Origin of the sequence: Actinomyces massiliensis 4401292 (assembly GCF_000269805.1) — a bacterium.
Classification (GTDB): Bacteria; Actinomycetota; Actinomycetes; order Actinomycetales; family Actinomycetaceae; genus Actinomyces; species Actinomyces massiliensis.
In genome coordinates this window covers 395,004-417,414 of record NZ_JH711483.1, presented here as the reverse complement: position 1 = coordinate 417,414, position 22,411 = coordinate 395,004, and the positions used below count along the sequence as shown (strand labels likewise).

19 protein-coding genes and 1 pseudogene are annotated in these 22,411 nt (G+C 70.2%); 11 read left to right on the top strand and 9 right to left on the bottom strand.

Going from position 1 to position 22,411, the window contains the following annotated elements; genetic code table 11:
• Window positions 1-52: 52 nt before the first annotated feature.
• Window positions 53-661, bottom strand: a complete 609-nt coding sequence (locus tag W5W_RS15870) for a radical SAM protein (RefSeq protein ID WP_081486256.1) — start codon at window positions 659-661, stop codon at window positions 53-55.
• A 194-nt stretch (window positions 662-855) separates the two neighbouring features.
• Here W5W_RS15870 and W5W_RS0113480 point away from each other — a divergent pair, with 194 nt between their 5' ends.
• The gene (locus tag W5W_RS0113480) at window positions 856-2,064 is read left to right on the top strand and encodes an IS110 family RNA-guided transposase (RefSeq protein ID WP_017195779.1); all 1,209 of its coding nucleotides are present in this window, start codon (window positions 856-858) and stop codon (window positions 2,062-2,064) included.
• Between the two features lie 179 nt (window positions 2,065-2,243).
• On the opposite strand, the gene W5W_RS15090 is transcribed toward W5W_RS0113480, so the two are convergent.
• The 4 genes from W5W_RS15090 to W5W_RS15080 form a co-directional block, all read right to left on the bottom strand.
• Entirely contained in the window at window positions 2,244-2,831 is a 588-nt protein-coding gene (locus W5W_RS15090; protein WP_034499119.1) for an NADAR family protein, read from the bottom strand.
• Window positions 2,832-2,942: 111 nt separating this feature from the next.
• Window positions 2,943-3,017, bottom strand: coding sequence for a 50S ribosomal protein bL37 (locus W5W_RS16955; protein ID WP_370538935.1), 75 nt, complete (start codon window positions 3,015-3,017; stop codon window positions 2,943-2,945).
• A 104-nt stretch (window positions 3,018-3,121) separates the two neighbouring features.
• Entirely contained in the window at window positions 3,122-3,484 is a 363-nt protein-coding gene (rsrA, locus tag W5W_RS15085) for a mycothiol system anti-sigma-R factor (RefSeq protein WP_017195777.1), read from the bottom strand.
• The gene (locus W5W_RS15080) at window positions 3,484-4,191 is read right to left on the bottom strand and encodes a sigma-70 family RNA polymerase sigma factor (protein ID WP_017195776.1); all 708 of its coding nucleotides are present in this window, start codon (window positions 4,189-4,191) and stop codon (window positions 3,484-3,486) included. Before W5W_RS15080 ends, rsrA begins: the two co-directional genes overlap by 1 nt.
• Before the next feature lie 545 nt (window positions 4,192-4,736).
• Here W5W_RS15080 and W5W_RS15330 point away from each other — a divergent pair.
• From W5W_RS15330 to W5W_RS0113420, 8 genes and pseudogenes are all read left to right on the top strand, one after another.
• Window positions 4,737-6,476, top strand: a pseudogene (locus W5W_RS15330) (serine/threonine-protein kinase); the annotation flags it as partial.
• Between the two features lie 95 nt (window positions 6,477-6,571).
• Complete coding sequence (locus W5W_RS0113450; RefSeq protein ID WP_017195775.1) at window positions 6,572-7,324, top strand: hypothetical protein; 753 nt, start codon at window positions 6,572-6,574, stop codon at window positions 7,322-7,324.
• A gap of 87 nt (window positions 7,325-7,411) precedes the next feature.
• Entirely contained in the window at window positions 7,412-7,921 is a 510-nt protein-coding gene (locus W5W_RS0113445) for a DoxX family membrane protein (RefSeq protein ID WP_017195774.1), read from the top strand.
• Window positions 7,922-8,100: 179 nt separating this feature from the next.
• On the top strand, window positions 8,101-10,320 hold the full coding sequence (locus W5W_RS0113440; RefSeq protein WP_017195773.1) for an NADP-dependent isocitrate dehydrogenase: 2,220 nt from the start codon (window positions 8,101-8,103) through the stop codon (window positions 10,318-10,320).
• Window positions 10,310-11,800 (top strand): 3-phosphoshikimate 1-carboxyvinyltransferase, encoded by a 1,491-nt coding sequence (aroA, locus tag W5W_RS0113435; protein WP_017195772.1) that lies wholly within the window; start codon window positions 10,310-10,312, stop codon window positions 11,798-11,800. The genes W5W_RS0113440 and aroA overlap by 11 nt, the downstream gene beginning before the upstream one ends.
• Window positions 11,797-13,020, top strand: a complete 1,224-nt coding sequence (rsgA, locus tag W5W_RS0113430) for a ribosome small subunit-dependent GTPase A (protein WP_017195771.1) — start codon at window positions 11,797-11,799, stop codon at window positions 13,018-13,020. The genes aroA and rsgA overlap by 4 nt, the downstream gene beginning before the upstream one ends.
• A gap of 151 nt (window positions 13,021-13,171) precedes the next feature.
• On the top strand, window positions 13,172-13,837 hold the full coding sequence (locus W5W_RS0113425; protein ID WP_017195770.1) for a GNAT family N-acetyltransferase: 666 nt from the start codon (window positions 13,172-13,174) through the stop codon (window positions 13,835-13,837).
• Window positions 13,838-14,448: 611 nt separating this feature from the next.
• On the top strand, window positions 14,449-15,195 hold the full coding sequence (locus W5W_RS0113420; RefSeq protein WP_029574332.1) for a helix-turn-helix transcriptional regulator: 747 nt from the start codon (window positions 14,449-14,451) through the stop codon (window positions 15,193-15,195).
• Between the two features lie 79 nt (window positions 15,196-15,274).
• Here W5W_RS0113420 and W5W_RS0113415 read toward each other — a convergent pair whose 3' ends face one another.
• Genes W5W_RS0113415 through W5W_RS0113400 form a run of 3 tightly spaced genes read right to left on the bottom strand, consistent with a single transcriptional unit; the run spans window position 15,275 to window position 19,813 of the window.
• Window positions 15,275-16,969 carry a multicopper oxidase domain-containing protein gene (locus W5W_RS0113415; RefSeq protein WP_238533362.1) on the bottom strand — a complete coding sequence of 565 codons (1,695 nt, stop codon included), beginning with the start codon at window positions 16,967-16,969 and terminating at the stop codon, window positions 15,275-15,277.
• Window positions 16,962-18,482, bottom strand: a complete 1,521-nt coding sequence (locus W5W_RS0113405) for a hypothetical protein (RefSeq protein WP_017195767.1) — start codon at window positions 18,480-18,482, stop codon at window positions 16,962-16,964. The genes W5W_RS0113415 and W5W_RS0113405 overlap by 8 nt, the downstream gene beginning before the upstream one ends.
• Window positions 18,482-19,813, bottom strand: a complete 1,332-nt coding sequence (locus W5W_RS0113400; protein WP_017195766.1) for a hypothetical protein — start codon at window positions 19,811-19,813, stop codon at window positions 18,482-18,484. Before W5W_RS0113400 ends, W5W_RS0113405 begins: the two co-directional genes overlap by 1 nt.
• 149 nt (window positions 19,814-19,962) lie before the next feature.
• Between W5W_RS0113400 and W5W_RS0113395 the strand changes: the two genes are divergently transcribed.
• Window positions 19,963-20,265 carry a DUF2249 domain-containing protein gene (locus W5W_RS0113395; RefSeq protein ID WP_008730973.1) on the top strand — a complete coding sequence of 101 codons (303 nt, stop codon included), beginning with the start codon at window positions 19,963-19,965 and terminating at the stop codon, window positions 20,263-20,265.
• A 76-nt stretch (window positions 20,266-20,341) separates the two neighbouring features.
• The gene (gene moaA / locus W5W_RS0113390) at window positions 20,342-21,655 is read left to right on the top strand and encodes a GTP 3',8-cyclase MoaA (RefSeq protein ID WP_081486254.1); all 1,314 of its coding nucleotides are present in this window, start codon (window positions 20,342-20,344) and stop codon (window positions 21,653-21,655) included.
• 99 nt (window positions 21,656-21,754) lie between these two features.
• Here moaA and W5W_RS0113385 read toward each other — a convergent pair whose 3' ends face one another.
• On the bottom strand, window positions 21,755-22,324 hold the full coding sequence (locus W5W_RS0113385; RefSeq protein ID WP_017195764.1) for an SMI1/KNR4 family protein: 570 nt from the start codon (window positions 22,322-22,324) through the stop codon (window positions 21,755-21,757).
• Window positions 22,325-22,411: the final 87 nt, after the last annotated feature.

The following is a 22,411-nucleotide window of genomic DNA, read 5'->3' as shown; positions in this document are numbered from 1 at the left end:
GCCGGTGCCGACCCGTGTCGGCCGCGGGTTGTCGCCCACGGGCGGACCGGGCTCAGGCGATCCTGCCCCGCACCGAGGTCCGCCGCGCCGCGGCCTGGACACCGGGCTCGTACTTGATGGCCAGTCCCAGTTCGCGGCCGAGCTCGAGTACGGAGTCGATGAGGGCCTCGTCCACGGCCGGGATCTCGCTCAGCTCGTAGTCCATGCCCAGCCTGAGGTGCTTGCCGACGCCGAGCGTGTGGTAGCCGAGGAGGTCGACCCTCTCGACGGCGGGGCCCAGGGAGGCGGCGAAGCGGACGCGCGCCGCGAGATCGGCGGCGGCGTCGTTCCAGCCGGGGATCACCACGAGGCGGATCCACATGGTCTTCCCGGCCTCGGCGAGCCGCCGGGCGTTGTCCAGGACGCGGCGGCCGGACACGCCGGTGCCCCGGCGGTGCGCGTCCTCGTCGATGGCCTTGATGTCGTAGAGGAACAGGTCGGTGCGGTCGACGACCCTCGCGAAGTAGCCCCAGGGGACGTTCCCGGCGGTGTCGATCGCGGTGTGGATCCCCTGCTCCTTGAGGCGGGTCAGGCATTGTGAGACGAAGCCGACCTGGATGAGCGCCTCTCCCCCGTTACCTTGTTGGTGGTCCCTGGTGGTAGGTGCCGGGGGCTGGGCCAGCTGCTGTGGGCATGATGTCTTGCCCCTGTCTTCTGATGATCCGGGGGGGTGTTGTCACCCGCGGCAGCCGGGCGCTGGTGACCGCTGATAAGGGGAACGACCCATCGAGTGTGAGGTCTAACGCATACGTGGGTGCGGGACCGGTCGTCCACTGGCTGACCCCGTATCGACTTGACCGAGAGGCGGCAGGAGAGATGGATATCGAAGACATCGACGTCTTCATCGGCATCGACGTCGGTAAGAGCGAGCACTGGGCCACGGCCCTGAGCCGGGACGGGCGGAAGGTCCTCGACAGGGCCCTACCCAACGACGAGGAGCGCCTGCGTGCTCTCTACAAGAAGCTGGCCGATCATGGGAACCTGCTGGTGGTGGTCGATCAGCCCGCCACCATCGGGGCCCTGGCGGTGGCGGTGGCTCAGGACATGGGCATCACCGTGGGCTACCTGCCCGGACTGTCCATGAGACGCATCGCCGACCTGACGCCGGGCAGCGCCAAGACCGACGCGAAGGACGCTGCCGTCATCGTCCAGGCCGCCAGGACCATGCCCCACACTCTGCGTGCCATTAGCACCTCGGACGAGGACGCCGCGGCGCTGAGCATGCTGACTGGCTTCGACCTGGACCTGGCCCGCCAGGTCAACCAGACCGCCAACCGGGTCCGGGGCCTGTACACCCAGATCCACCCAGCCCTCGAACGGGTGCTGGGGCCCTGGCTGGAGCATGACGCCATCCTGGAGGTCATCGCCGCCTGGCCCACCCCAGCCAAGCTGAAGAGCGCGGGCAAGGCAAGGATTGACGCCAGGCTCAAGAAGCACGGGTGCAGGCGGCACGCCACCTGGGCTGGCCAGATCGTCTCGGCCCTGGAACTTCAGAGTGTCACTGTCGCCGGCACCAACGCCGCAGCAGTGGTTCTGCCTCACCTGGCCAGGCAGCTCATCGCGCTGCACGCTCAGCGGGCCGATGTCGCCGCCCGGGTCGAGACCCTGGTGCAGGCCCACCCTCTTTACCAGGTCCTGACCTCCATGCCCGGGATCGGGGTCAGGACCTCCGCCGTCTTCCTGGCCGAGACCCTGGGCAAGACCTTCGACACCGGCGCCCAGCTGGCCTCCTACGCCGGGCTCGCTCCCGTCACACGCCGCTCCGGCTCATCGATCCGCGGCGAGCACGTCTCCCACGGCGGCAACAAGAGACTCAAGCGCGCCATGTTCCTGTCCGCCTTCGCCTCACTGCGCTCCGACCCCGTCTCCCGGGCCTACTACCAGCGCAAACGCGACCAAGGCAAACGCCATAACCAGGCCGTCCTCGCCCTGGCCCACCGCCGCACCCCGACCCTGCACGCCATGATCCGCAACAACACCCTCTACAACCCCCAACCAGCCACGAAACTACCCACCACCGCTTGACACACCACATAGGGGCACCCCCCCCCGCGGCGGAGCCGGTCGAGCTCACGGCGGAGCCGGCCGATCTCGATGGATCAGGCGACGGTGTAGACGCGAATGTCGGGGTCGGCCTTGAACAGCGGGGTCAGACCGGGGACGACCTCCACTCGTCGGCACCCGGCGGGTCCCGACGAGGGCGCCTACCGATCCCGACGGGAAGAGGCGGAGGGCGGGACGAGGCGGGCGCGGGCCTCCATGAGGGCGAAGCCCAGCAGGTTCAGCCCCCGCCATCTGGAGGGCACCTCGGCGAACTCCGAGTCCGCCGCCAGGCCGATGCCCCAGATCCGGTCCAACGGGGAGGCCTCCACCAGCACCCGATCGCGCGTGCCGAGCAGATAGTCGCCCAGCGCGGCGTCCGACCCGAACTTGCCCAGCGAGGCGTCCACAACGATCTCCCAGCGGTGCGCCGTCCAGATCTCCTGGTCGAAGCCGGCGACCCGGCGCCCGATCACCCGAGCTCGGGCGGGGCTGGGCTCGGCGAGGATCTCGGCGGCTCGCCCCCGGTCATCGAAAAGCCGGGCCTTGCGCCACATCATGTAGTGCTCCGCGCTGGGGAAGCGCTCGCCGTCGGCCTCGAAGGGGGAGGGCCACCACTGGCTCAAGCATGAACCGTCCAGGCTCCCGTCCGGGCGGGCCCGGGGCTTCCAGAAGTGGAGGTACTCGACTCGGCCCCCGGAGCGCACCACCCGACTCAACTCCTCGACGCAACGCACGTCCTCGGCCCTCATGCCGCCGATTCTGTCACACGCACCCCCGACGCGCACGGTGGCCGACCACCGCACGGGTGATCGGCCACCGCCGTCATCGGACTGTGAGAGCCGACGCTGCGCGCCGACGGCTCAGGCGTTCGGGCGCTTACCGTGGTTGGCGCTGCTCTTGGCGCGTGCACGACGCTTACGACCGCGCTTGCTCATGACTGCCTCCTCGTGGATGGACCGCCCCACGAGGGGACACGAAACATCCTTCATTCTCGCACACGTCGACGATCGCGAGCCACCCGCCCGCCCAGTTGCACCGATCACCCGCGCCGGTAGTGGACGGACTGGCTGCGCACCGTCGTCGTGCCGTCGGCGGTCGTCACCGACGTCATCGAGGTCACCGACGTCACCGAGGCCGCCGAGGTCGTCGACCGCATGACCGACAGCCTCCCCAGCACCCGGGCTCGCAGCCCGGGCGGCGCCTGCTCCGCGCAGCGCGACCGCAGGATCTCGCGCAGGTGGGTCTCGGCGTCGGCGATGCGCGAGCAGTGCTCGCAGGTCGCCACGTGCTCGGCCAGGCGAGCGGTCAGGTCGACGTCGCACTCGTGGTCGAGGAAGCGCTCCAGGTGCTCACGGGCCTCCGAGCACGAGCAGGGCTCGTCCTTCTCCTGCGATCCGCCCATCAGCGCCCCTCCTCCCGGGTCGTGGTGTAGCCCAGCTGGCGTGCATGATCGGCCAGGAGCTCGCGCAGCTGGCGGCGCCCGCGGTGCAGGCGGGACATGACGGTGCCGATGGGCGTGTCCATGATCTCGGCGATCTCCTTGTAGGAGAAGCCCTCGACATCAGCCAGGTAGACGGCCAGACGCCGGTCCTCGCTCAACTCGGAGAAGGCCGCCTTGATCTCCTCGTCGGGCAGGTCGTCCAGAGCGATGTTCTCCGCGCTGGGCAGCCCGGTGGAGTCGTGGGAGGCGGCCCGATGCAGCTGCCAGTCCTCGACCGCGTCGGCGTCCGACTGGAGCGGCTCGCGCTGCTTCTTGCGGTAGGAGTTGATGAAGGTATTGGTCAGGATCCGATACAGCCAGGCCTTGAGGTTCGTGCCCGGACGGTACTGGTGGAAGGAGGCGAAGGCTCTGGCGTAGGCGTCCTGGATCAGGTCCTCGGCGTCGGCCGGGTTGCGCGTCATTCGCATGGCCGCACCGTAGAGCTGGTCGAGATAGGGCAGGGCGTCGGCCTCGAAGCGCGCAGCGCGCTCCTCCTCGGACTCGTCCTCGGGCGCCCGGTCGAGGCTGCCGGAGCCGTCGGGGTCGATATCGGTGAGAAGGTCGGTGGCCGCCTCGCCGTTGGCGCGAGGAGCGCCGTCGGGGCGTGGCTCGTCGGTGTCCGTCATCATCCACGAGCCTAGCGCCCCCGGGCACTCGCAGGTGCCAGCCGCACCGCTGCGAGCATTGGAAACGTTCGGCGCGTCCAGACGGCCGGGCCCGCATTCCCCGCCGCCGGAGGAATGACTCCCCGGACGCACCGAACGATCTCCCCTGCCCCGCGGCCCTCCAGCCGGCGCGTGGGCGCGCGACGGGGCGCGCGATGGAGAGCCCGCACGGCGCGGCGGCGCCGGAGGCGACGGTCTGCTCGACGGTTTCGCAGTCACGTGCTGGTCAACAGGAGCGCAAGCCGGTTTCATTCCCGTCCCAGAATCAGACCCCATCGCGACCGCCTGGCCTCACGATCGCCTCGCGCAATAGCGATCGGGCGACGCCGGCGCGAGCAACCACAAGCAGCTACAAGCAGTCACGAGCAGTCGTCAGCAGTCACTAGCCGCATTACGTCCGACCTCGTCGCGCGCACCGCACCCGCCCCAGGCGGACCGGCCGCCGCCCCGTCCGGCTCTGGTAGTCTCGCTATATCGGTTCACCCAACCTCCCCCATAACTTCTTCTGAATTATTCCGGCTTCTTCACGTCTCCCGCCCTCTCCGCCCCACTCCCCGCAGAATCAGGCAAACTCTTATGACGGAAACTCCATCATCGACTCCATCGCCTCGGCATCTCGGCAACAGCTATGTGCTGGAGGAGCAGATAGGTTCGGGAGCACAGGGGGAGGTATGGAAAGGCCGTGCGAAAGACTCCCCGCAGCCTCTCGCATTCAAGATCCTGCACACTGTCATCACCACCGAGAGCAGCGTCATAGACGCCTTCCTCAAAGAGTGGACCGCCCTGAAAAAGGCTTCAGACCCCAATGTCATCGAAGTGCACGACATCGTCGTGGAGAGGAATACGCTCGGCCTGGTCATGGACTACGCCGACGGCGAAGCCTTCGAGACATCATCCGATCCCAGGGATCTCTGCCCCCGCACGAAGTCGCCCGGATAGGCTCCCACATGGCCTCCGGAATCATGGCCGTGCACAATGCGGGAATAATCCACAGGGATATCAAGCCGGAGAATGTTCTCATCGACTCCTCCACATCCCCGAGCACACCGAAGATCGCGGACTTCGGCATCGCATCCATATGCGACTCGACATCGGCCACCCGCACAGCGGCGGGAGCGGGAACCCCCTTGTACATGGCCCCGGAAGTCAACGGAGGATACAGGTCCTCCCCCGCCATGGATGTATACTCGCTGGGAATCGTACTGTACGAGATGGCCTGTGGGGTCACCCCGTTCAACGGACCCTACAATTACGTCATCGCAGCCCACGCTCAAACCATCCCCATACGTCCCACCGGAATTCCCGACCCGCTCTGGGATCTCCTCAGCACGATGCTGGACAAGAATCCGGATGCGCGTCCCCAGATCGGCGAGGCGAAACAGAATCTGGATCACCTCGCACACGCACTCACGGGAATCCCCGCAGCGCCCGCCCTGGAATCGTCCCCCTGCACGCCCGAGACGTCGGGCGCGCCCGCGATTCACAACCCGCAGGACAATCCTCAGAATCCGGAGAGCGCCGAAACCCTCGCCGCATCGCATCCGGCCATCTGGCCGCACCCGTCGAGCGCCGCGCCCGCATACCCCGGGCACCCCGGGTATCCCGGGCGTCCCGGACTTCCCGGGCATCCCGGCCCCATGGGGAGCCCCGCTCCGGCATCGCCATCCAGGCGCCCGGGTACGGTGATAGCGATCGTCGCGGCGATGGTATGCATTCTGGTGCTCGCCGGCGCCATCGGAGTCTTCGCCTACACCCGGCTGTCCGACCACGGAAACCGAGACACCACGGCGAACGAAGCCGATGACGCGCCGACGTCCGCCTCGCAGCAGCCGGCTCCCACCGCACCGAGCGCGAGCGACGAGCCGACCGCCGCCGGCACCAACGGAGCGGACGACAAGACCACCGTCAAGACCACCGTCACACGAACATTCATCGATTCGCTCACGCAGGCCGATGAGGCGAGCGTATGGCGCCTGACGACCCCGCAATCGCGCCAGCAGTTGGAGAACTCCTCACCGACCCCCGGCTATCAGTCGACACGCGATAACATCGTCAGCAGCGCATCCGCCGGCTACACCGTCAGCACCTGCATGAACAGCACCGACGCCGCAGCGGCGGGAATCCAAGTGGACGCCGACCAGTTCGCATGCCGAGTAGATCTCTCGTGTCAGGCGAGCTGCTCCAGTCCAATAATCATCCTGGAAAAAGATTCAGACAAAGTAGACTCCATCAACTTCGCGAATCACTGAAAGCCATCGGAGCGACATATAGCGACATACAGGTCAGCCAGATCATCGCTCGTCTCACCGCCGCCCGCGCCCCCACGTGAGGATCCGATCCCGACATGCACTACATTTCTCAGCGCCTCCTATCCACCACCAGCGTCATCGCCGCACTCGCGCTCATCAGCTCCTGCTCGCTGATCACGGGCGACCGCAGCACCACCGACGACCCGGGGACGACCAAGGGGTCGAAGGAGTCAGCAGCCGCTCAGGATCCCTCGGACGCCGCAACCGGAGACGCCAACGGTAGCGACTCCGGCAGCCCGCGCCCCTCCGTCTCCCCCACGACGGCCCCGACCACCGCAGAGGCACTCGATCCGCCGACACTGGACGTCCCCGATTCCCCGGACCTGAGAAACGCGAGTCTCCCCCTCCCCAAGGGCTGCATCGCCGATGGCGGCACGACGGCGTCATTCACAGACGGATACGCCTCGGCCCAGGACTCCACCGGCACAACAGCATTCGCCTACGTCCGCCACCCGGCCACCATCATGAACACGAGCACGGGCCCCCTGACCCTGGTGCCGCTCGAATGCCATCGCGAGGGCAAGGACCTCTTCCACACGGACATCGCGGCTTATACGGATTCCCTCTCCTTGGCGGGCAGTATCGGTCTTCGCGATATCGACTCCGGAGCAGAAGCCGGAATCATCGCGTCGATCACGACCTCAGAGGGAATGGCCCATCTCGAATGGGTCAATCAGGAGATCAGTGATGACCGGAAGTGCCATCTGTGCTCCACCGGCAAGGGCGACGCCGACCTGGCGTGGACGGGAAGCCAATTCACATCAAGCGGCCTCAGAACGAGCCGCTGAATCGAGAACGGGCGACTCCCCATTGCGGATCGCAAGACATGCGGCGAGAACCTGGCCGCGGGCGCTCCCGTGGGTCAGGATGGAGCCATGAACGTTCTGCGCGCCTTCGCCCGCCCGATGCTCGCCGCGTCCTTCGTCCTGGACGGAGTCGATGCCCTGACCCGTCCCGCGCGCCACGTGGAGCGTTTCGAGAAGGTCTCGCCACTGCTGGAGAAGGTCGGACTGCCGCCGGTGCTCACCTCGGACGCCCGCATGCTGACCCGGGCCTGCGGCGCGGTGAGCGTCGCAGCCGGCCTGGGGCTGGCGACGAGTCGCGCCCCGCGCACCTGCGCAGCCGTGCTGGCGGGGCTCAACATCCCCCTGACCCTGGTCAACAACCCGGTGTGGGCGGTCAAGGGCAAGGAGGCGCGCAAAGCAGCTCTGTCCGGACTGGCCCGCGGCGGTGCGGTCGGCGCCGGACTCCTGCTGGCCGCCGTCGATCGCGAGGGCCGCCCGTCCTTGACCTGGCGGGTCGCGAACCGCGAGAAACAGCGGAAGGCCATCGCCGCGGCCTGGGCCGCGGGGCACGCCAGTCGCCCCCGGAGGAAGACGGCGTAGAGCGGCAGAGCAGCCGAGCAGCCGAGCAGCCGAGCAGAGACGAGAGCAAAGACGCAAGAGAGCAGCATCGCTCGTCTCCTCCAGTGGGCGCCCCTCCTTAGGACAGAGCTCACTCGTTAGGGTTGCCCCATCACAATGCCACCAGCTGCCACCAGCGGCCACCAGTGAAGGACATGCGCATGAGCGACCAGCCCGATGTCATCTACACCTGGACGGATGAGGCGCCCATGCTGGCGACCCATTCCCTTCTGCCGATCGTCGAGGGGTTCACCCGCGCGGCGGGCGTGAGCGTCGGCACCGCCGATATCTCGCTGGCGCACCGCATCCTGGCCGCCTTCGACCTGGCCGACGACGATCTGGCGGCCCTCGGGGCGCTGACCCAGTCCCCGACCACCACGATCATCAAGCTCCCCAATATCTCGGCGTCCCTTCCTCAGCTCAAGGCCGCTATTCGTGAGCTGCAGGCCCGGGGGGTGGACCTGCCCGACTACCCCGACTCCGTGGTGACGCAGGCCGACCGCGAGGTGCGCGCCCGCTACGACGCCGTCAAGGGGAGCGCCGTCAACCCCGTCCTGCGCGAGGGCAACTCCGACCGGCGCGCCCCCGGCGCGGTCAAGGCCTACGTCCGCTCCCACCCGCACGCCATGGGCGCGTGGAGCCCGGAGTCCAAGACGCGAGTGGCCACGATGTCGGCCGGCGACTTCCGCCACAACGAGCGCTCAGTCGTCGTTCCCGAGGCCGGCACGCTGCAGATCCGGCTCGTGCCCTCCGACGGCTCCGGCGTGCAGGTCCTGCGCGACTCACTGCCGGTGACGGCCGGCGAGGTCATCGACGCGACCTACATGTCCGCGGCCGCACTGGATTCCTTCCTGGCGGGGGCGATGGCCGCCGCGAAGGACGACGACGTCCTGCTGTCGGTGCACCTGAAGGCCACCATGATGAAGGTCTCCGACCCGCTCATCTTCGGCCACGCCGTGCGCGCCGCACTGCCGAACACGTTCGCCGTCTACGGCGAGGCCCTGGCCGCCGCCGGGCTGCGGGCCGAGGACGGACTGGGCTCGATCCTGGACGGACTGGGCGCCATGGCGGACGGCGAGGCGATCCGCGCCTCCATCGACGCCGATCTGGCGGCCGGGCCGCACCTGAACATGGTCGACTCCGACCGCGGCATCACCAACCTGCACGTGCCCAGTGACGTCATCATCGACGCCTCCATGCCCGCCATGATCAGGAACGGCGGCAAGCTGTGGAACGCCGACGGCGACAAGGCCGACACCCTCGCGGTCATCCCCGACTCCTCCTACGCCGGCGTCTACGAGGCCGTCATCGAGGACTGCAAGGAGCACGGCGCCCTGGACCCGCGCACCATGGGGACGGTGCCCAACGTCGGGCTCATGGCCCGACGGGCCGAGGAGTACGGCAGCCACGACAAGACCTTCGCCATCCCGACCGCCGGACGCGTCGAGGTGGTCGTCGTCGATGGCGCGGGCGCCCAGCCGGGAACGGTTCTGCTGTCCCACGACGTCGAGGCCGGCGACATCTGGCGCGCCTGCCAGACCCAGGACGGCCCCATCCGCGACTGGGTGCACCTCGCAGTCACGCGGGCCCGCGCCACCGGAGCGCCGGCGGTCTTCTGGTTGGATCCCGAGCGCGGGCACGACCGGGTCATCGCCGAGCTCGTCGAGCGGTATCTGGCCCAGGAGGACACCGAGGGCCTCGACATCCGCGTCCTCGACCCGGTGGCGGCCGCACGGCTGTCGCTGGAGCGGGCGCGACGCGGCGAGGACACGATCTCGGTGACCGGCAATGTGCTGCGCGACTACAACACGGATCTCTTCCCGATCCTGGAGGTCGGCACGAGCGCCAAGATGCTGTCGGTGGTGCCGCTGATGAACGGCGGCGGCCTGTACGAGACGGGTGCCGGCGGCTCCGCCCCCAAGCACGTGCGCCAGCTGCTGGAGGAGAACTACCTGCGCTGGGACTCCCTGGGCGAGTTCCTGGCGCTGGCGGAGGCGCTGCGGCATGTCTGTCAGGTCAGCGGGAATGCGCGCGCCGAGGTGCTCGCCGACGCCCTGGACGCCGCCACGACGACGCTGCTGGAGGAGAACCGCTCCCCCGCGCGCCGTCTGGGGAAGATCGACAACCGCGGCTCGCACGCCTGGCTGGCGCTGTACTGGGCCCGCGAGCTCGCCGAGCAGAGCGCCGACGCCGAGCTGGCGGCCCGCTTCGCACCGGTGGCCGAGGCACTGGGCGCCGCCAACGAGGCGATCCAGACCGAACTGCTCGCCGTGCAGGGGCGCCCGGTCGACATCGGCGGCTACTACCGCCCCGAGAAGGCCGAGACGGATGCCGTCATGCGCCCGTCCGCAGCTCTGAATCGGATCATCGATGCACTCTGACCCCGCTCTGTCCGCTCGCGAGCCCTGGCCCGCACCGCCCGCCCGCGGCCCCCTCGACGCGACCGTCGCCCTGCCGGGCTCGAAGTCGCTGACGGCCCGCGCCCTCGTGCTGGCCGCGGTGGCCGAGGCTCCGACGACGCTCACCGGGGTTCTGCGCTCGCGCGACACCGATCTCATGCTGACGGCCCTGACCGCGCTCGGGGCCCGTTTCGAGGAGATCGACGGGGACCCGACCCGCCTGCGCGCCCGCCCCGTCCCGCTGCCCGCGCATGTGGAGACCGGTCCCGACGGGGCCGGGCGCATAGACGTCGGCCTGGCCGGCACCGTCATGCGCTTCGTCCCGCCGCTGGCCGCGATCGCGGACGCTCCCGTCGTCTTCGACGGCGATCGGGCCGCGCGCCTGCGCCCCCTCGGCCCGCTGCTGGACGCCCTGACGGAACTGGGCGCCGAGGTGACCTGCCTGGGCGAGCCCGGCCGCCTGCCCGTGCGCGTAGGCCCCGGTAACGGCGCCCTCCGCCGACCGGCGGACCCCGCCCGGCCCGAACGGCCGCACCGGGTGAGCGTGGACGCCTCCGCCTCCTCCCAGTTCCTGTCCGCCCTGCTGCTGATCGGTCCACTGCTGCCCGGCGGACTCGCCGTGACCGCCGTCGGACCCGTCACGTCCCTGCCGCACGTAACCATGACCGTCGCCAGCCTGCGTGAACGCGGCATTGTCGTCGAGGAACCCGAGATGCCCGGGGAACCGGACGGCTCCGCCGATTCTGCCACGGCCGCCGTAAGGGAGCGCACCTGGACCGTCCGCCCGGGGCGTCCCGCCGGCGGGCGGGCGGGCATCGAGCCGGACCTGTCCAACGCCGGTCCCTTCCTGGCCGCGGCGCTCATCGCCGGCGGCGAGGTGCGCCTCCCCGGCTGGCCCGCGCCCACGACCCAGGCCGGCGACGCCTGGCGCGAGCTGCTGCCGCGCCTGGGCGGCGACGTCGAGCTGCGCGACGGGCCGGAGGGCGTGCGAACCCTCGTGGTGCGCGGAGCGGGCGCCTCCAGCCTGCGGGGCATCGACGCGGACCTGTCCGCCGTCGGCGAGCTCACTCCCGTGGTCGCTGCGCTGGCCGCCCTCGCCTCGGAGCACGGGCATCCCAGCCGTCTGCGCGGCATCGCCCACCTGCGCGGCCACGAAACCGATCGTCTAGCGGCCCTGGTCACCGAGATCACCCGAGTGGGCGGCATCGCCCGGCAGACCGACGACGGCCTGATGATCGACGCCCTGCCGGCGGGCGATCGGCTGCATCCGGCGCTCCTGCGCTCCTACGCCGACCACCGCATCGCCGCCTTCGCCGCCCTCATCGGCCTCGGCGTGCCCGGAACCGAGCTCGACGACGTCGAATGCACCTCCAAGACCCTTCCGGACTTCCCCGCTCTCTGGGCGGGCCTGCTGGGTCGGGAGCCGAGCCGGGGGCTGGATCAGAGCGGCGTCCCGCGGTGACGCGCCGGCGCGATATCGGCACTGACGACCCGCGCGTACGGGTGCGGCCCGGCCGCGGCTCGCGTCCGCGCACCAAGCAGCGCCCCGCCCATAACGACGCAGTCATCGGCACGGTGATCCGCATCGACCGCGGGCACTACCGCATCCGCCTGGCGGACCCCTCCCTCACCGAGGACGGGACCGGAGACATCACGGCCATGAAGGCGCGTGAGCTGGGACGGGGCCGGGTCGTCGTCGGGGACCGGGTCGGACTCGTCGGGGACATCTCCGGCCGCAGGGACACGCGGGCCCGCATGGTGCGCGTCGAGGAGCGCCGCACACTGCTGCGCCGCTCCGCCGAGGACGGAGACGCCGCGGGCTCGCAGAAGCCGGTCGTGGCCAACGCCGACCTGCTCGTCATCGTCGTCGCGGTGGCCGACCCCGCTCCGCGACCGCGCATGATCGACCGCTATCTCGTGGCCGCCTACGACGCCGGCATGGAGCCGCTGCTGGTGCTGACCAAGTCCGACCTGGCCGACGCCGCCGACCTGCTCGCCCTCTACGAGCCGCTCGGCGTGCCCTCGGTGACGACCCGCCTGGATCCCAACCTGGATCCCTCTGATCGCGAGGATGTCTCGCATGCGCCCGGTCGTGGCGTCGAGACCGTGCGCAAGGCGATTTCGGGACGAACGAGCGTATTCGTGGGGCACTCGGGGGTCGGCAAGTCGACACTCATCAACGCCCTCGTGCCCGGGGCGGACCGGGCCATCGGCCGCGTCAACGCGGTCACCGGCCGAGGGCGCCACACGTCCACCAGCCTCCAGGCCCTGGAGCTTCCGGGCGGCGGCTGGGTGATCGACACCCCCGGGGTGCGCTCCTTCGGGGTCGCGCACGTGAGCTCGGCCGACGTCCTGCGCGGCTTCCCGGATCTGGCCGAGGTCGCGAAGGAGTGCCCGCGCGGCTGCACGCACGAGGCGGGTGTTCTCGAGTGCGCCCTGGACGAATGGGCGGCAGGCGGGGCCGACAGCGGTCAGCCGGGTGAGTCGGGTGAGACGGACGGCAGGGCCGAGAGAGTTGATACTGTCGCCGCCGATGCCGATACGGTGGAGCAGCCGCGGACCGCTGGTGATTCCGACGCCGCCCGGACCGCTCGCCGTGCGCGAGTGGACTCCTTCCGCAGGCTGCTGGCGCCCTCCCTGGAGGCCGAGGACCCCACGATCCAGCTCGGGCACCGGCGCTGAGGCGGTACTGCAATCCGCTGAAGGGCCTACCGATGCCGGGCGCGGGGCCGTCGGGCCGATTCGCTCCCGCGCACCATCCGTGGAACAGTGGCGCCGGTCCGGCCGCCCCGACCGGTCCGGCCGGCGCGAGAGGAACTGAGGAAATACTGCAATGGTGAACACGCCCATGATCCGCGCTGCCGGCCCCGATGATCTGGGCGCCGTCGCCGACCTGCTCACCGACGCCTTCCTCCCCGACCCGATCATGAGCGTCATCGTCGCCGCGGCCCCCGACCCGCGCGCGGCCCTCGACCACCTCCACCGCATCGAGCTGGCCTCGCACTACCTGAGCGAGGATGAGGCGGTACGTGCGAGCGCCCGGGTCGATGCCGCCGTCGACGGCTCGGGTCGTCTTCTCGGCGTCACCCTGTGGGACGCCCCGGGCACCGACGGCGAGGCCCACGACGTCGCGGGACCGCTCGGACTCGCTGGCGCGCTGCCGCCCGGGCTGGACCTCGGGCTGCTTGGAGGCGCGTGGGAGCTGTGCCTGCTCAACAACCGCACGTGCGAGGCCCACCGCCCGCCGACTCCGCACTGGTACCTGTACATGATCGCCGTCGCCCCCGAGGCCAGGGGTACGGGCACCGGCAGCGCCCTGCTGCGTCACGGTCTGGAGAGGGTGGACGCCGATGGCGTGCCCGCTCATCTGGAGTCCACCAGCCCCGGCTCACGGCGCCTCTACGAGCGCCTGGGCTTCGAGCAGGTCGCCGTGCTCGATGCTCCGCCGCTGCCGTCGGCCTACTGGGCCATGACCCGCCCTGCCAACGACCACCGGTAACCTGCGACGACAGCGACCACCCCGAGATCGGTCGTAACCCGGCTCGAGATCGGTCCGGTTCCGCGCCGAGATCGGTCGTACTCCGCACCGAGATCGGTTGCGCTACTGCGGACCTGCTGCTCGCCAATGGTTCTGAGGTGCGGCACGCGGCCTTCGCCCTCGAGCTTGTCATGCGTGCCTCGACGTCGGGTTGGCCGGGCTGACCTGGACCGATCTCGAGCCGGAAGTGGACCGATCTCGGTGTGGGGCGTGGTTGTCGTCGGTGTTGCACATGGGAGCGGAACCGTGACCGCTACTGACATTGCTGTCCCGCATGACTCCGCAGTTTCCACCGACACAGAGCACGCGCGAGTGTGCAACACCCACCACCCCCACCACGCAGACCACGTGGACACCGACAGAGCCGGCCCGCAGCCGTCCAAGCCCCACTCATACGACCCCCCTGCCCCGAGAACCGCCCCACCAGGAACACTCGCCCTGTCCCGGATGTCCTAACACGCCACATTCCGCATCGAGATCGGTCTACACGGGCCGAGCATCCGGGTGACGACGGCACCCGGGGACCAACCATGGGCTTTGTGCAAGCGATATCGCTCCCGTAGGCTCACTACATGTCTGATGTCTCTGCGCGCCTACCGCGTCCCTCCTGGGTGGACCTGTCGGCGCGCACTGAGCTGACAGTCGCCCGTCGTCGGGTTCTCGAACTCATCGAGACCGCCGGTCGGCCGATGACCGCGGCCGATGTGGCTTCCGCCCTGGATCTTCACCACAACACCGTGCGCGAGCACCTCGACGCGCTCCTCGACGCGGGTTTCGTCGAGGTCTCCACCAAGCCGACAGGCCGACGCGGCCGCCCCGCACTGCGCTACACCTCGACCGCTCCGAGTCCGACCGAGGTCCTGGACTCCTACCTGACCCTGCTGGACGCGATCTCGGAGACACTGGGCACCGGTCCGCAGGCCCGCGAGCTCGCCCTGGCGATCGGACGGCGATGGGCGCAGATGACGCCATCGATGCAGGAGGGCGAGGATCCCCAGGAGGACGAGACGGCGAGCCCTGCGGAGCGCGCCGCGAATCTGCTGCCGAACCTGTCCATCATGGGTTTCGCCCCCGAAGCCCATGGCGAGACCATCATCCTCAAGGCCTGCCCGCTGATGACCCGCGCCCGGGCACCCCATCCGCTGGTGTGCATCATGCATGAGGGCTACCTCAATGAGGTCTACGAACGCGGAGGGCCGCAGCACTCCCCCGACTCCCACGATGCCCCCGACTCTCCCGCCGATCAGGCCGGTGGGCGCACCCGCCTCGTACTGGCACCGCTGCTCGACAACGGCTGCCACGTCAGCGTCGAGAACTGAGCCGCGCCCACGGCCCCGCCGGGTGCGGTGCCCCTGTCCTCGTGTCCTACTAGTGCTCTGCTAGTGCACTACTGATGCCCTAGGAGACAACCAGCTTCCCCATGGCCCCCTTCTCCATGTCGGCGAAGGCGTGGGAGACGAATGTGTACGTGCCGGACTCGGCCGGCGCGCACTCGACGAAGCCGCCCTGAGCGGGCTGCAGGCCCAGCGCCTGCCCTCCGCCCGACCACGCGGCACCGATCCGGTCCGGCCCCCCGAGGGTCCAGGCGCCCTCGAAGAACACCTGGTCGAACTGGAGACCCACGCAATGGAAGCTCATGGGCTCCGACGGACCGGCGTTGAGCACCCAGAAGCGGACGCGCTCACCGGGCTTGGCGGGCAGCGGCCGGTCGCGGTATTGGAAGGCGATGCCGTTGAAGGCGAACAGGTCGGGAGTCTTGGCCGCCACCTTGGCGGCATCGGCCTCTTCGCCCTCGGGCCCCAGATAGATCTCGGACTGGACCATGAGGTACTCGCGGTCGACTCCGCTCAGACCGGGTGGATCGATGATGACGGCGCCGTGCATGCCGCTGGACAGGTGCACGCTCATGGGGGAGGTCGAGCAGTGGTAGAGCCAGATGCCCGCGCGCTCGGCGACGAACTCGTAGACGAGCCGCTCCCCGGGATTGATCGAGCGCATGACCTCGTCCGGGGAGACGACGCCCGCATGGAAGTCGAGCGAGTGGCTCATGGTGCCGTCGTTGACCAGGGTGATTCTGAAGGTGTCGCCCACCTGGCCGCGCAGCACCGGTCCGGGGACCTGGCCGTTGAAGGTCAGGCGCTTCTGGGTGACTCCACCGCCGACATAGGCAACGAGCTCGGTGGCGGTGAAGGTGTGCTCATGAACCGTGGAGGTGTCCGCCGAGGGCGGGACGGCGTCGAAGGCGGAGACATCGTCGGGCAGAGTCGCCGAGTAGTCCGGCACCGCATCGCCGGAGGAGACCCCGGAGCGGGCGCCGCCATCGCCGTGGCCCGCATGGTCGCTCGCCTGGGCACTGCGCCCACCGGTAGTGACGTGGAAGACCATGCCCTGAGCGCGGTGCCCGGCGATCGAGCACCAGCCCTCCAGCGGCCCGGCAACGACACCCGCATCGAGGGTTCCGCTGGCCCCCGCTGCGATGCGCCCGGTGGTGGCGGTGCCCCCGGCGGAGAGCTCGACGACCAGATCGTGGACCTGGTCGGAGGTGTTGTCCAGGGTGATGACGAGCCGGTCCCCGACAGCGACGTCCACAGTGTCGGGCACGAAGCGCATGCCGTCCACGCTGATGGCGGCCTCGACGGTGTTGCCCGTGGCGGTCACCGACCGCGTCCCCGCGCCTCCCTCTCCGCGACCGCCGACCGCGGCGCCCACGACGACGGCCGCCCCGGCGGTGAGCAGCCCGAAGAGAGCTCCTCGGCGGTCGACGGCGCGCGCCTGCCGGCGGGCGGCATCGGCGTCCTGAGGGGAGGCGACGGCGCGCCCGCGGCCGACGGCGGGGGCCGTGCCCGCCGTCACGGCCCCGCGATGGATGCGCGCCCCGTCGGCACGATCTGCTCGATCCGCCCGGCCCGCTCGATCCGCACGGCCAGGGCCATCGGGGTTACCGGCCTGACTGGCACTCCCGACTCCTTCGGCAGCGCCGGCGCGGCCAGTCGCACCGCTCCGGCCGTCACCGGCGTCGCCGGCCCGAGCCCGACCGCGGGCCTTAGATTCCCCGGAATTCCCAGAATCCTCGGGGGCGTTCTTCTCACTCATCGGCGCTCTCCTGGGGCTGAGGGGGCTGGGATGCTGCCGGCCTCCGGCCGTTCTCGGCTCGCGGGTGCGGCTGCCTGACGGACGAGACCGGCATTCTGGACGACGACGCACCTGGCGCCGCAGCGGGTGAACCACCAGGGATCGTAACGGCGGCCCCGCGTTTCTTCTCGCGGGCACGGACCACGACTTCCCGCACGCTCAGCCCCATTCCGATCGGGACGTAGGCGGCGATGGCGCCCGCCGTGACGGCCCCGCTCATGCGCACCTCCCAGGGAAGGACGGTGAGCAGCGCCAGGGCCAGGCAGGCGTTGGCGGCGACGACCCGGTAGGCGGCCGCGCGGTCCATGATGGCGTTGGTGGCGCGCGTGGCCGCGGGCCCGCCGCCGAGCATGACGGGACTGAGGTAGCTCAAGGCACCGGCGAGCACCTGCAGGGCGAAGCCCGCAGCCAGGAGCACGCGCACGCCGTGGATGACCTCTCGAGCGGCGGCCGCCTGCCCCACGGCCCCGGCGTCGCCGAGCGCCGAGACGCCGATGCCCGTGCCTATCCGCACCACGCCGATGAGGAACCAGATGACCGCGGCGGCGGCCGAGGCGGTGGCGAAGGATGTGGGCGGCACTCGCCGAGCGGTCTTGAACCCGGGCACGATGACGCCGCAGGCCCCGGCGAGGTAAACGATCATGCCGACTACGGCCAGCGGCGAGAACAGCCCACTGGCCGCCACGAGCGCAGTGCCGCACACCAGGAGGGGCAGGCCGCGGGTGGTCCAGCGCGGCGCCTCCGGCTCCATCTTGGTGCGCAGCATGGTGGGCCACAACACGGTGAGCGTGCCGAGCACGGTGGTGCCGACGAAGCCCAGGACCATGGTGGTCGTGTGGGCCACGTAGAAGACGTCGGACAGGTGCATCGATCCGCGGGCCTCGGCCCAGTTGGTGAGGTAGCCGAAGACTGCGCCGAGCGCGAGGAGCATCAGGGCGACGGCGTAGTGGATCGCCAGGGCCGCCAGGCGCGGCGCCACGGCGCGCCGGTACTGCACCGAGATGGCGACCACGCCCGTCAGGGCGGCCAGTACGATGATCGTGACGCCGGCGATGGCGGCAACCGGCAGGCTCGCGGTGATCCCCACCAGGACGAGCGCCGTGCCCGCCCCGTGGGCGTACAGGCGGGCGTCGAGCAGAGCGGCTCCGCCCAGCGCCGGACGGTGCAGCAGGGTGTCGGCGAAGTGGGCGGACCACACGGTGATCGCCGAGCCGATGCCGCCCAGCAGGAGGGCGTGCAGGGGCAGCCACGTGCCCCAGGAGGCCAGTGGTCCGGCGATGATGAGCACGGCGAGCACGGCGGCGACCACGATCCAGGCCAGCACGAGGGCGTTGCGCCGCACCTGGGTGTTGCGGCGGGACGGCTTGCGCTCGGGGCGCCGCTGCAGGCCGGCCGCGGTAGCGGATGCGGGCCTTCTGCGGGCTCGTTCCTCCCGACGGCCGGTTTCGTCGGGACGTCCGATGGACACGGGCATCATTCATTCCCCCGTGCAGTGCCGGCGGTCGGGTCCGCCCCGGCCCCGACCGACCCGGCGGGCTCAGCGGGCTCTCCGGGCTCAGTGGGTCCTCCGGGGTCGGCGGGCCCAGTCGCCCAAGCTGGCCGGCCGGCGCCGATCCGCCCTGCAGTGGCGACGCGGGCGACTGTCAGCAGCAGGAAGACGAGCACAGCGACGACGCCGAGGACGCCGCCGGCTCGCCATACTGTGCCCTCGGCAAGCTCAGCGACCCCGGCGCGGAGTCGGGCGACGACCCGCACCATCAGCCCGACGTGCAGCAGGGCGTAGGGCAGCCACATGGCCCGGTGGTAGGGCAGACGGCGGTGGACGATGGCGGGGATGATCGTCGGTGCGTGAGCCAGGATCATGGAGAAGGCGTAGCCCAGGGCGATGGAGTGGATGATGATGTCGTAATTGTCGTAGGCGGCGTCCAGAGGACCCAGGCTCCAGGCCAATCCGGCGACGGCGAGCCAGAAGTAGCCGGCGAGCATGGCCGCGGCGGCGAACCGCACGGCCCCGGTGGCGCGGATCGTGCGGCGAGCGACGTCGTAGCGGGCCATGACCACCGCCAGGGCGAGCAGGGCCGGGCCGATCACGAGACGGGCGGTGCCGGTGACGGCCAGCATGCAGGCGCCCATCAGGGAGGCGGCGGACAGGGCGCGCACGACCTCCTCAACGGCACCACCGACGAAGGCGATCCGGGCCAGCTCGAGCCTTTCGCCGACGACGGTCAGCACCGGGAAGAGCAGCCACAGGGGGACGCAGGTCTCGATCGCCATGCCTCGCAGCCACAGCAGGTTCCCCAGTGTCAGGGCGATGGCGCCCATGGCCTCGACATCCACGGCGATGGAGGCGACGCGCCGGTGAACGTGCACGTAGACCGCGCACAGAGCCGCAGAGCCGAGGAGTGCCAGGACCTGACCGACCGGCTCGGGGACCCCGGCCACCAGGGACAGGCACCCCAGGGCACTGCCCGCGGGCGACAGGAAGGCCCAGTTCGTGCGCGCCGCCACCGCTCGCTCCAGACCGATGACCGTGCCCAGGAAGCCGACGAGCATGAGAGGACCGTGGAAGGCCGCGAGTGCCGCGCCGTCCACCGGCGCCCATGCCCCCAGTCTCAGCAGGGCCGCATCGAGGCCGGACAGGAGGCATGCGCCGCCCAGGGCGAGGGCGACGAGCCTGGGGGCCAGCCGAGGAGCACCGGAGCGGGCCGGATCAGCCGATGCAGTCGATGCAGAAGATACAGCCGGCTGGGATGCACCCGAGATCTGATCGGAGGCGGCCGAACGTGGGTCCTTCGACACACTCACCTCACTTTTTTCCACATCGTTCACCGTAATAAAGTAGCCGCAGGCCGGGCAATGATCTCACGACGCGCTCCGGCTCAGCGTCACAGATCGGGCGGTTGCGCATCCGATGCGCAACCGACAGCGGTCACACTCACGACAAGGAGAGCGCCATGAGCGATAACCCCAACCTCATCCCGATCGAGGAGAAGAAGCACTCCCACGCCTGCGGGTGCCAGGAGCACGACTCCGACCGTCTGACCCTCGACGCCCGCGCGATCCCGCACCGCCTGCGTCACGCCGCCGTGATCGGCGCGGCCTCCTCGCTGAACGTGGGCGAGGGCTTCGACCTGGTCGCCCCGCACGTGCCCACGCCGCTGCTCAACCAGATCGACCAGCTGCCCTTCACCTTCCAGCACACCCTGCTGGAGGCCGAGGACGGCTACGCGCGCGTCGAGATCCTGCGCGTCGCCTGAGTGATCCTACGCCGGCCAGCCGGACCTTCCGGTTGCGGGAGAAGGCCGGCCCGCACGGACCCGTATCCTCCTCGTCATGGCTCCTTCGCCCTTTGACGGCCGCGTCGCCGAGATGACGGTGCGCACGCCCGTGGCACTGCCGACTCCGGCGGTGCGCCCGGTGCCGTCTGCGCTTCCGGCGCCGCCGGCCGGGCCGCATCATGACGCCGGGAGCACCGGGCTTGAGAGAGGTCGGGCCCCTCTCGCTCCAGAGGCGCCGGCAGCCCTGCCGGCCCTGACAGCGCAGGCAGGACAGGCAGGACCGGCAGCGCCGATAACGGCTCCGATAACAGCGGGAGGCACGGTCCCCGACCGGCTGACCGACCGCCACGGGCGCACCGTGCGCGACCTGCGCCTGTCCATCACGGACCGCTGCAATCTGCGCTGCACCTACTGCATGCCCGCCGCCGGGCTCGAGTGGCTGCCGACGCCCAGTCTGCTCACCACCACTGAGATCGGGCGGCTGGCGCGACTGGCGGTGGAGCGCCTCGGAGTGGAGCGGATTCGCCTGACCGGCGGGGAGCCGCTGCTGCGACGGGACCTGGAAGAGATCGTCGCCGCAGTGGCCGGTCTGCACACGCGGCGCGGAGTCAAGCCCGACATCGGCCTGACGACCAATGGGCTGGGCCTGGACAGGCGCGCCGTCGGCCTGCGAGAAGCAGGCCTGGACAGGGTGAACGTCTCGATCGACACCCTGGATCCGGCCGAATATGCGCGCGTGACCCGTCGCGATCGTCTCGACGGGGTTCTGCGGGGCGTGGCCGGGGCACAGGCGGCGGGGCTGTCGCCGATCAAGATCAACGCCGTGGCCATGCCCGACGGTCTCGCTGAGCGCGCCCCCCGACTGCTGGGCGAGTGCCTGCGGCGCGGCTGGAGTCTGCGCTTCATCGAGCACATGCCATTGGGACCGCGCGAGTCGTGGCGCGCCGAGGACGTGGTCGGCGCCCAGCAGGTGCTCGAGGTCCTGGCAGCGGCGGGCTTCGAGCTGCACGCGCGGGGAAGACCGGACCACCGTCCGGCGGCCGTGTGGGAGGTCGCCGCCGGTGCGAATCGGCAGGGGCCTTACCCAGCCGGGACGGTAGGGATCATCGCCTCGGTGACCGCGCCCTTCTGCTCCGACTGCGATCGGACCCGCCTGACGGCGGATGGACGACTCATGACCTGCCTGTTCTCCAATAAGGAGACGGATCTGCGCGGCCCCATGCGCGCCGGCGCGAGCGACGACGAGCTCATCCGGATCTGGGCCGGGGCGACCTGGTACAAGCCGCTCGCCCATGGCGCGGACGCCCCGGAACGGGGCCGCACCGGTTTCGCACGGCCGGCCCGCACCATGTCCGCCATCGGCGGCTGAGGCTGAGGCTGAGCACCGAGATCGGTCCGCTTCCGCCGCGAGATCGGTCCGGTTCCGCATCGAGATCGGTCGCATTCCGCACCGAGATCGGTCCAGACGTCACTCGTCGTAATCGAGCCAGATCGCATCGCCGTCCTCGACGCTGAAGGCGCCGGCGGCGAACTTCTCCGCGACCTCGGAGAACCAGGCCGTGAAGGAGGGGTAGTCGGGCTCGGGCGTAAGGCCGTCGATCGGCAGGTAGATGACCTGCCCCGCCCGGCCCGCCGGGAGCGGGTCGAGGTCGAGGGCGTAGCCACGGCCTTCGGCGTCGGTGAACTGCAGCCAGCCCCGGCGGTTCATGACGGTGCGGACCTTGTCGGGGACCATCCAGTCGATGGGCGTCTCCTCCTCCCCCACGAAGACCTCTGCACGCATGTCGGAAGTCGCGATCATGTCCTCGACGCCCAACAGGGTGAAGTGGTCGAAAAGGTCGAGGAGCCGAGTCGGATTGTCCTGGCCGTCATGGCGGCGCAGACTCGCCACGAAGTCGGCCGGCAAGTCACGGCCGACCCTCGCACTCAGGCGCTCGATATCCTCCGAGGCCGCCGGCCCCCGCAGCGTGGCCGCGACAGTCGGCACGCGGTCGGACAGTACTTGTTCCACGATGTCCCATGCGGCATCCACATCCATGGGTCGACTCTCGCACATCGCATGCGACCAACCCGCACCCCGGCGCATCTCGCCACCGGGAGCCGACAGCGGGGTACCATCCACGCG

Excerpts from the sequence above, each read along its gene's own strand:
- rsrA (WP_017195777.1), bottom strand. The coding sequence starts at position 3,484 with ATGGGCGGATCGCAGGAGAAGGACGAGCCCTGCTCGTGCTCGGAGGCC.
- W5W_RS0113440 (WP_017195773.1), top strand. The coding sequence starts at position 8,101 with ATGAGCGACCAGCCCGATGTCATCTACACCTGGACGGATGAGGCGCCC.
- W5W_RS0113415 (WP_238533362.1), bottom strand. The coding sequence starts at position 16,969 with ATGAGTGAGAAGAACGCCCCCGAGGATTCTGGGAATTCCGGGGAATCT.
- W5W_RS0113450 (WP_017195775.1), top strand. The coding sequence starts at position 6,572 with ATGCACTACATTTCTCAGCGCCTCCTATCCACCACCAGCGTCATCGCC.
- W5W_RS0113395 (WP_008730973.1), top strand. The coding sequence starts at position 19,963 with ATGAGCGATAACCCCAACCTCATCCCGATCGAGGAGAAGAAGCACTCC.
- W5W_RS0113405 (WP_017195767.1), bottom strand. The coding sequence starts at position 18,482 with ATGCCCGTGTCCATCGGACGTCCCGACGAAACCGGCCGTCGGGAGGAA.
- W5W_RS15090 (WP_034499119.1), bottom strand. The coding sequence starts at position 2,831 with ATGAGGGCCGAGGACGTGCGTTGCGTCGAGGAGTTGAGTCGGGTGGTG.
- W5W_RS0113480 (WP_017195779.1), top strand. The coding sequence starts at position 856 with ATGGATATCGAAGACATCGACGTCTTCATCGGCATCGACGTCGGTAAG.
- aroA (WP_017195772.1), top strand. The coding sequence starts at position 10,310 with ATGCACTCTGACCCCGCTCTGTCCGCTCGCGAGCCCTGGCCCGCACCG.
- W5W_RS0113445 (WP_017195774.1), top strand. The coding sequence starts at position 7,412 with ATGAACGTTCTGCGCGCCTTCGCCCGCCCGATGCTCGCCGCGTCCTTC.
- W5W_RS0113425 (WP_017195770.1), top strand. The coding sequence starts at position 13,172 with ATGGTGAACACGCCCATGATCCGCGCTGCCGGCCCCGATGATCTGGGC.
- W5W_RS0113420 (WP_029574332.1), top strand. The coding sequence starts at position 14,449 with ATGTCTGATGTCTCTGCGCGCCTACCGCGTCCCTCCTGGGTGGACCTG.
- moaA (WP_081486254.1), top strand. The coding sequence starts at position 20,342 with ATGGCTCCTTCGCCCTTTGACGGCCGCGTCGCCGAGATGACGGTGCGC.
- W5W_RS15080 (WP_017195776.1), bottom strand. The coding sequence starts at position 4,191 with ATGATGACGGACACCGACGAGCCACGCCCCGACGGCGCTCCTCGCGCC.
- W5W_RS0113385 (WP_017195764.1), bottom strand. The coding sequence starts at position 22,324 with ATGGATGTGGATGCCGCATGGGACATCGTGGAACAAGTACTGTCCGAC.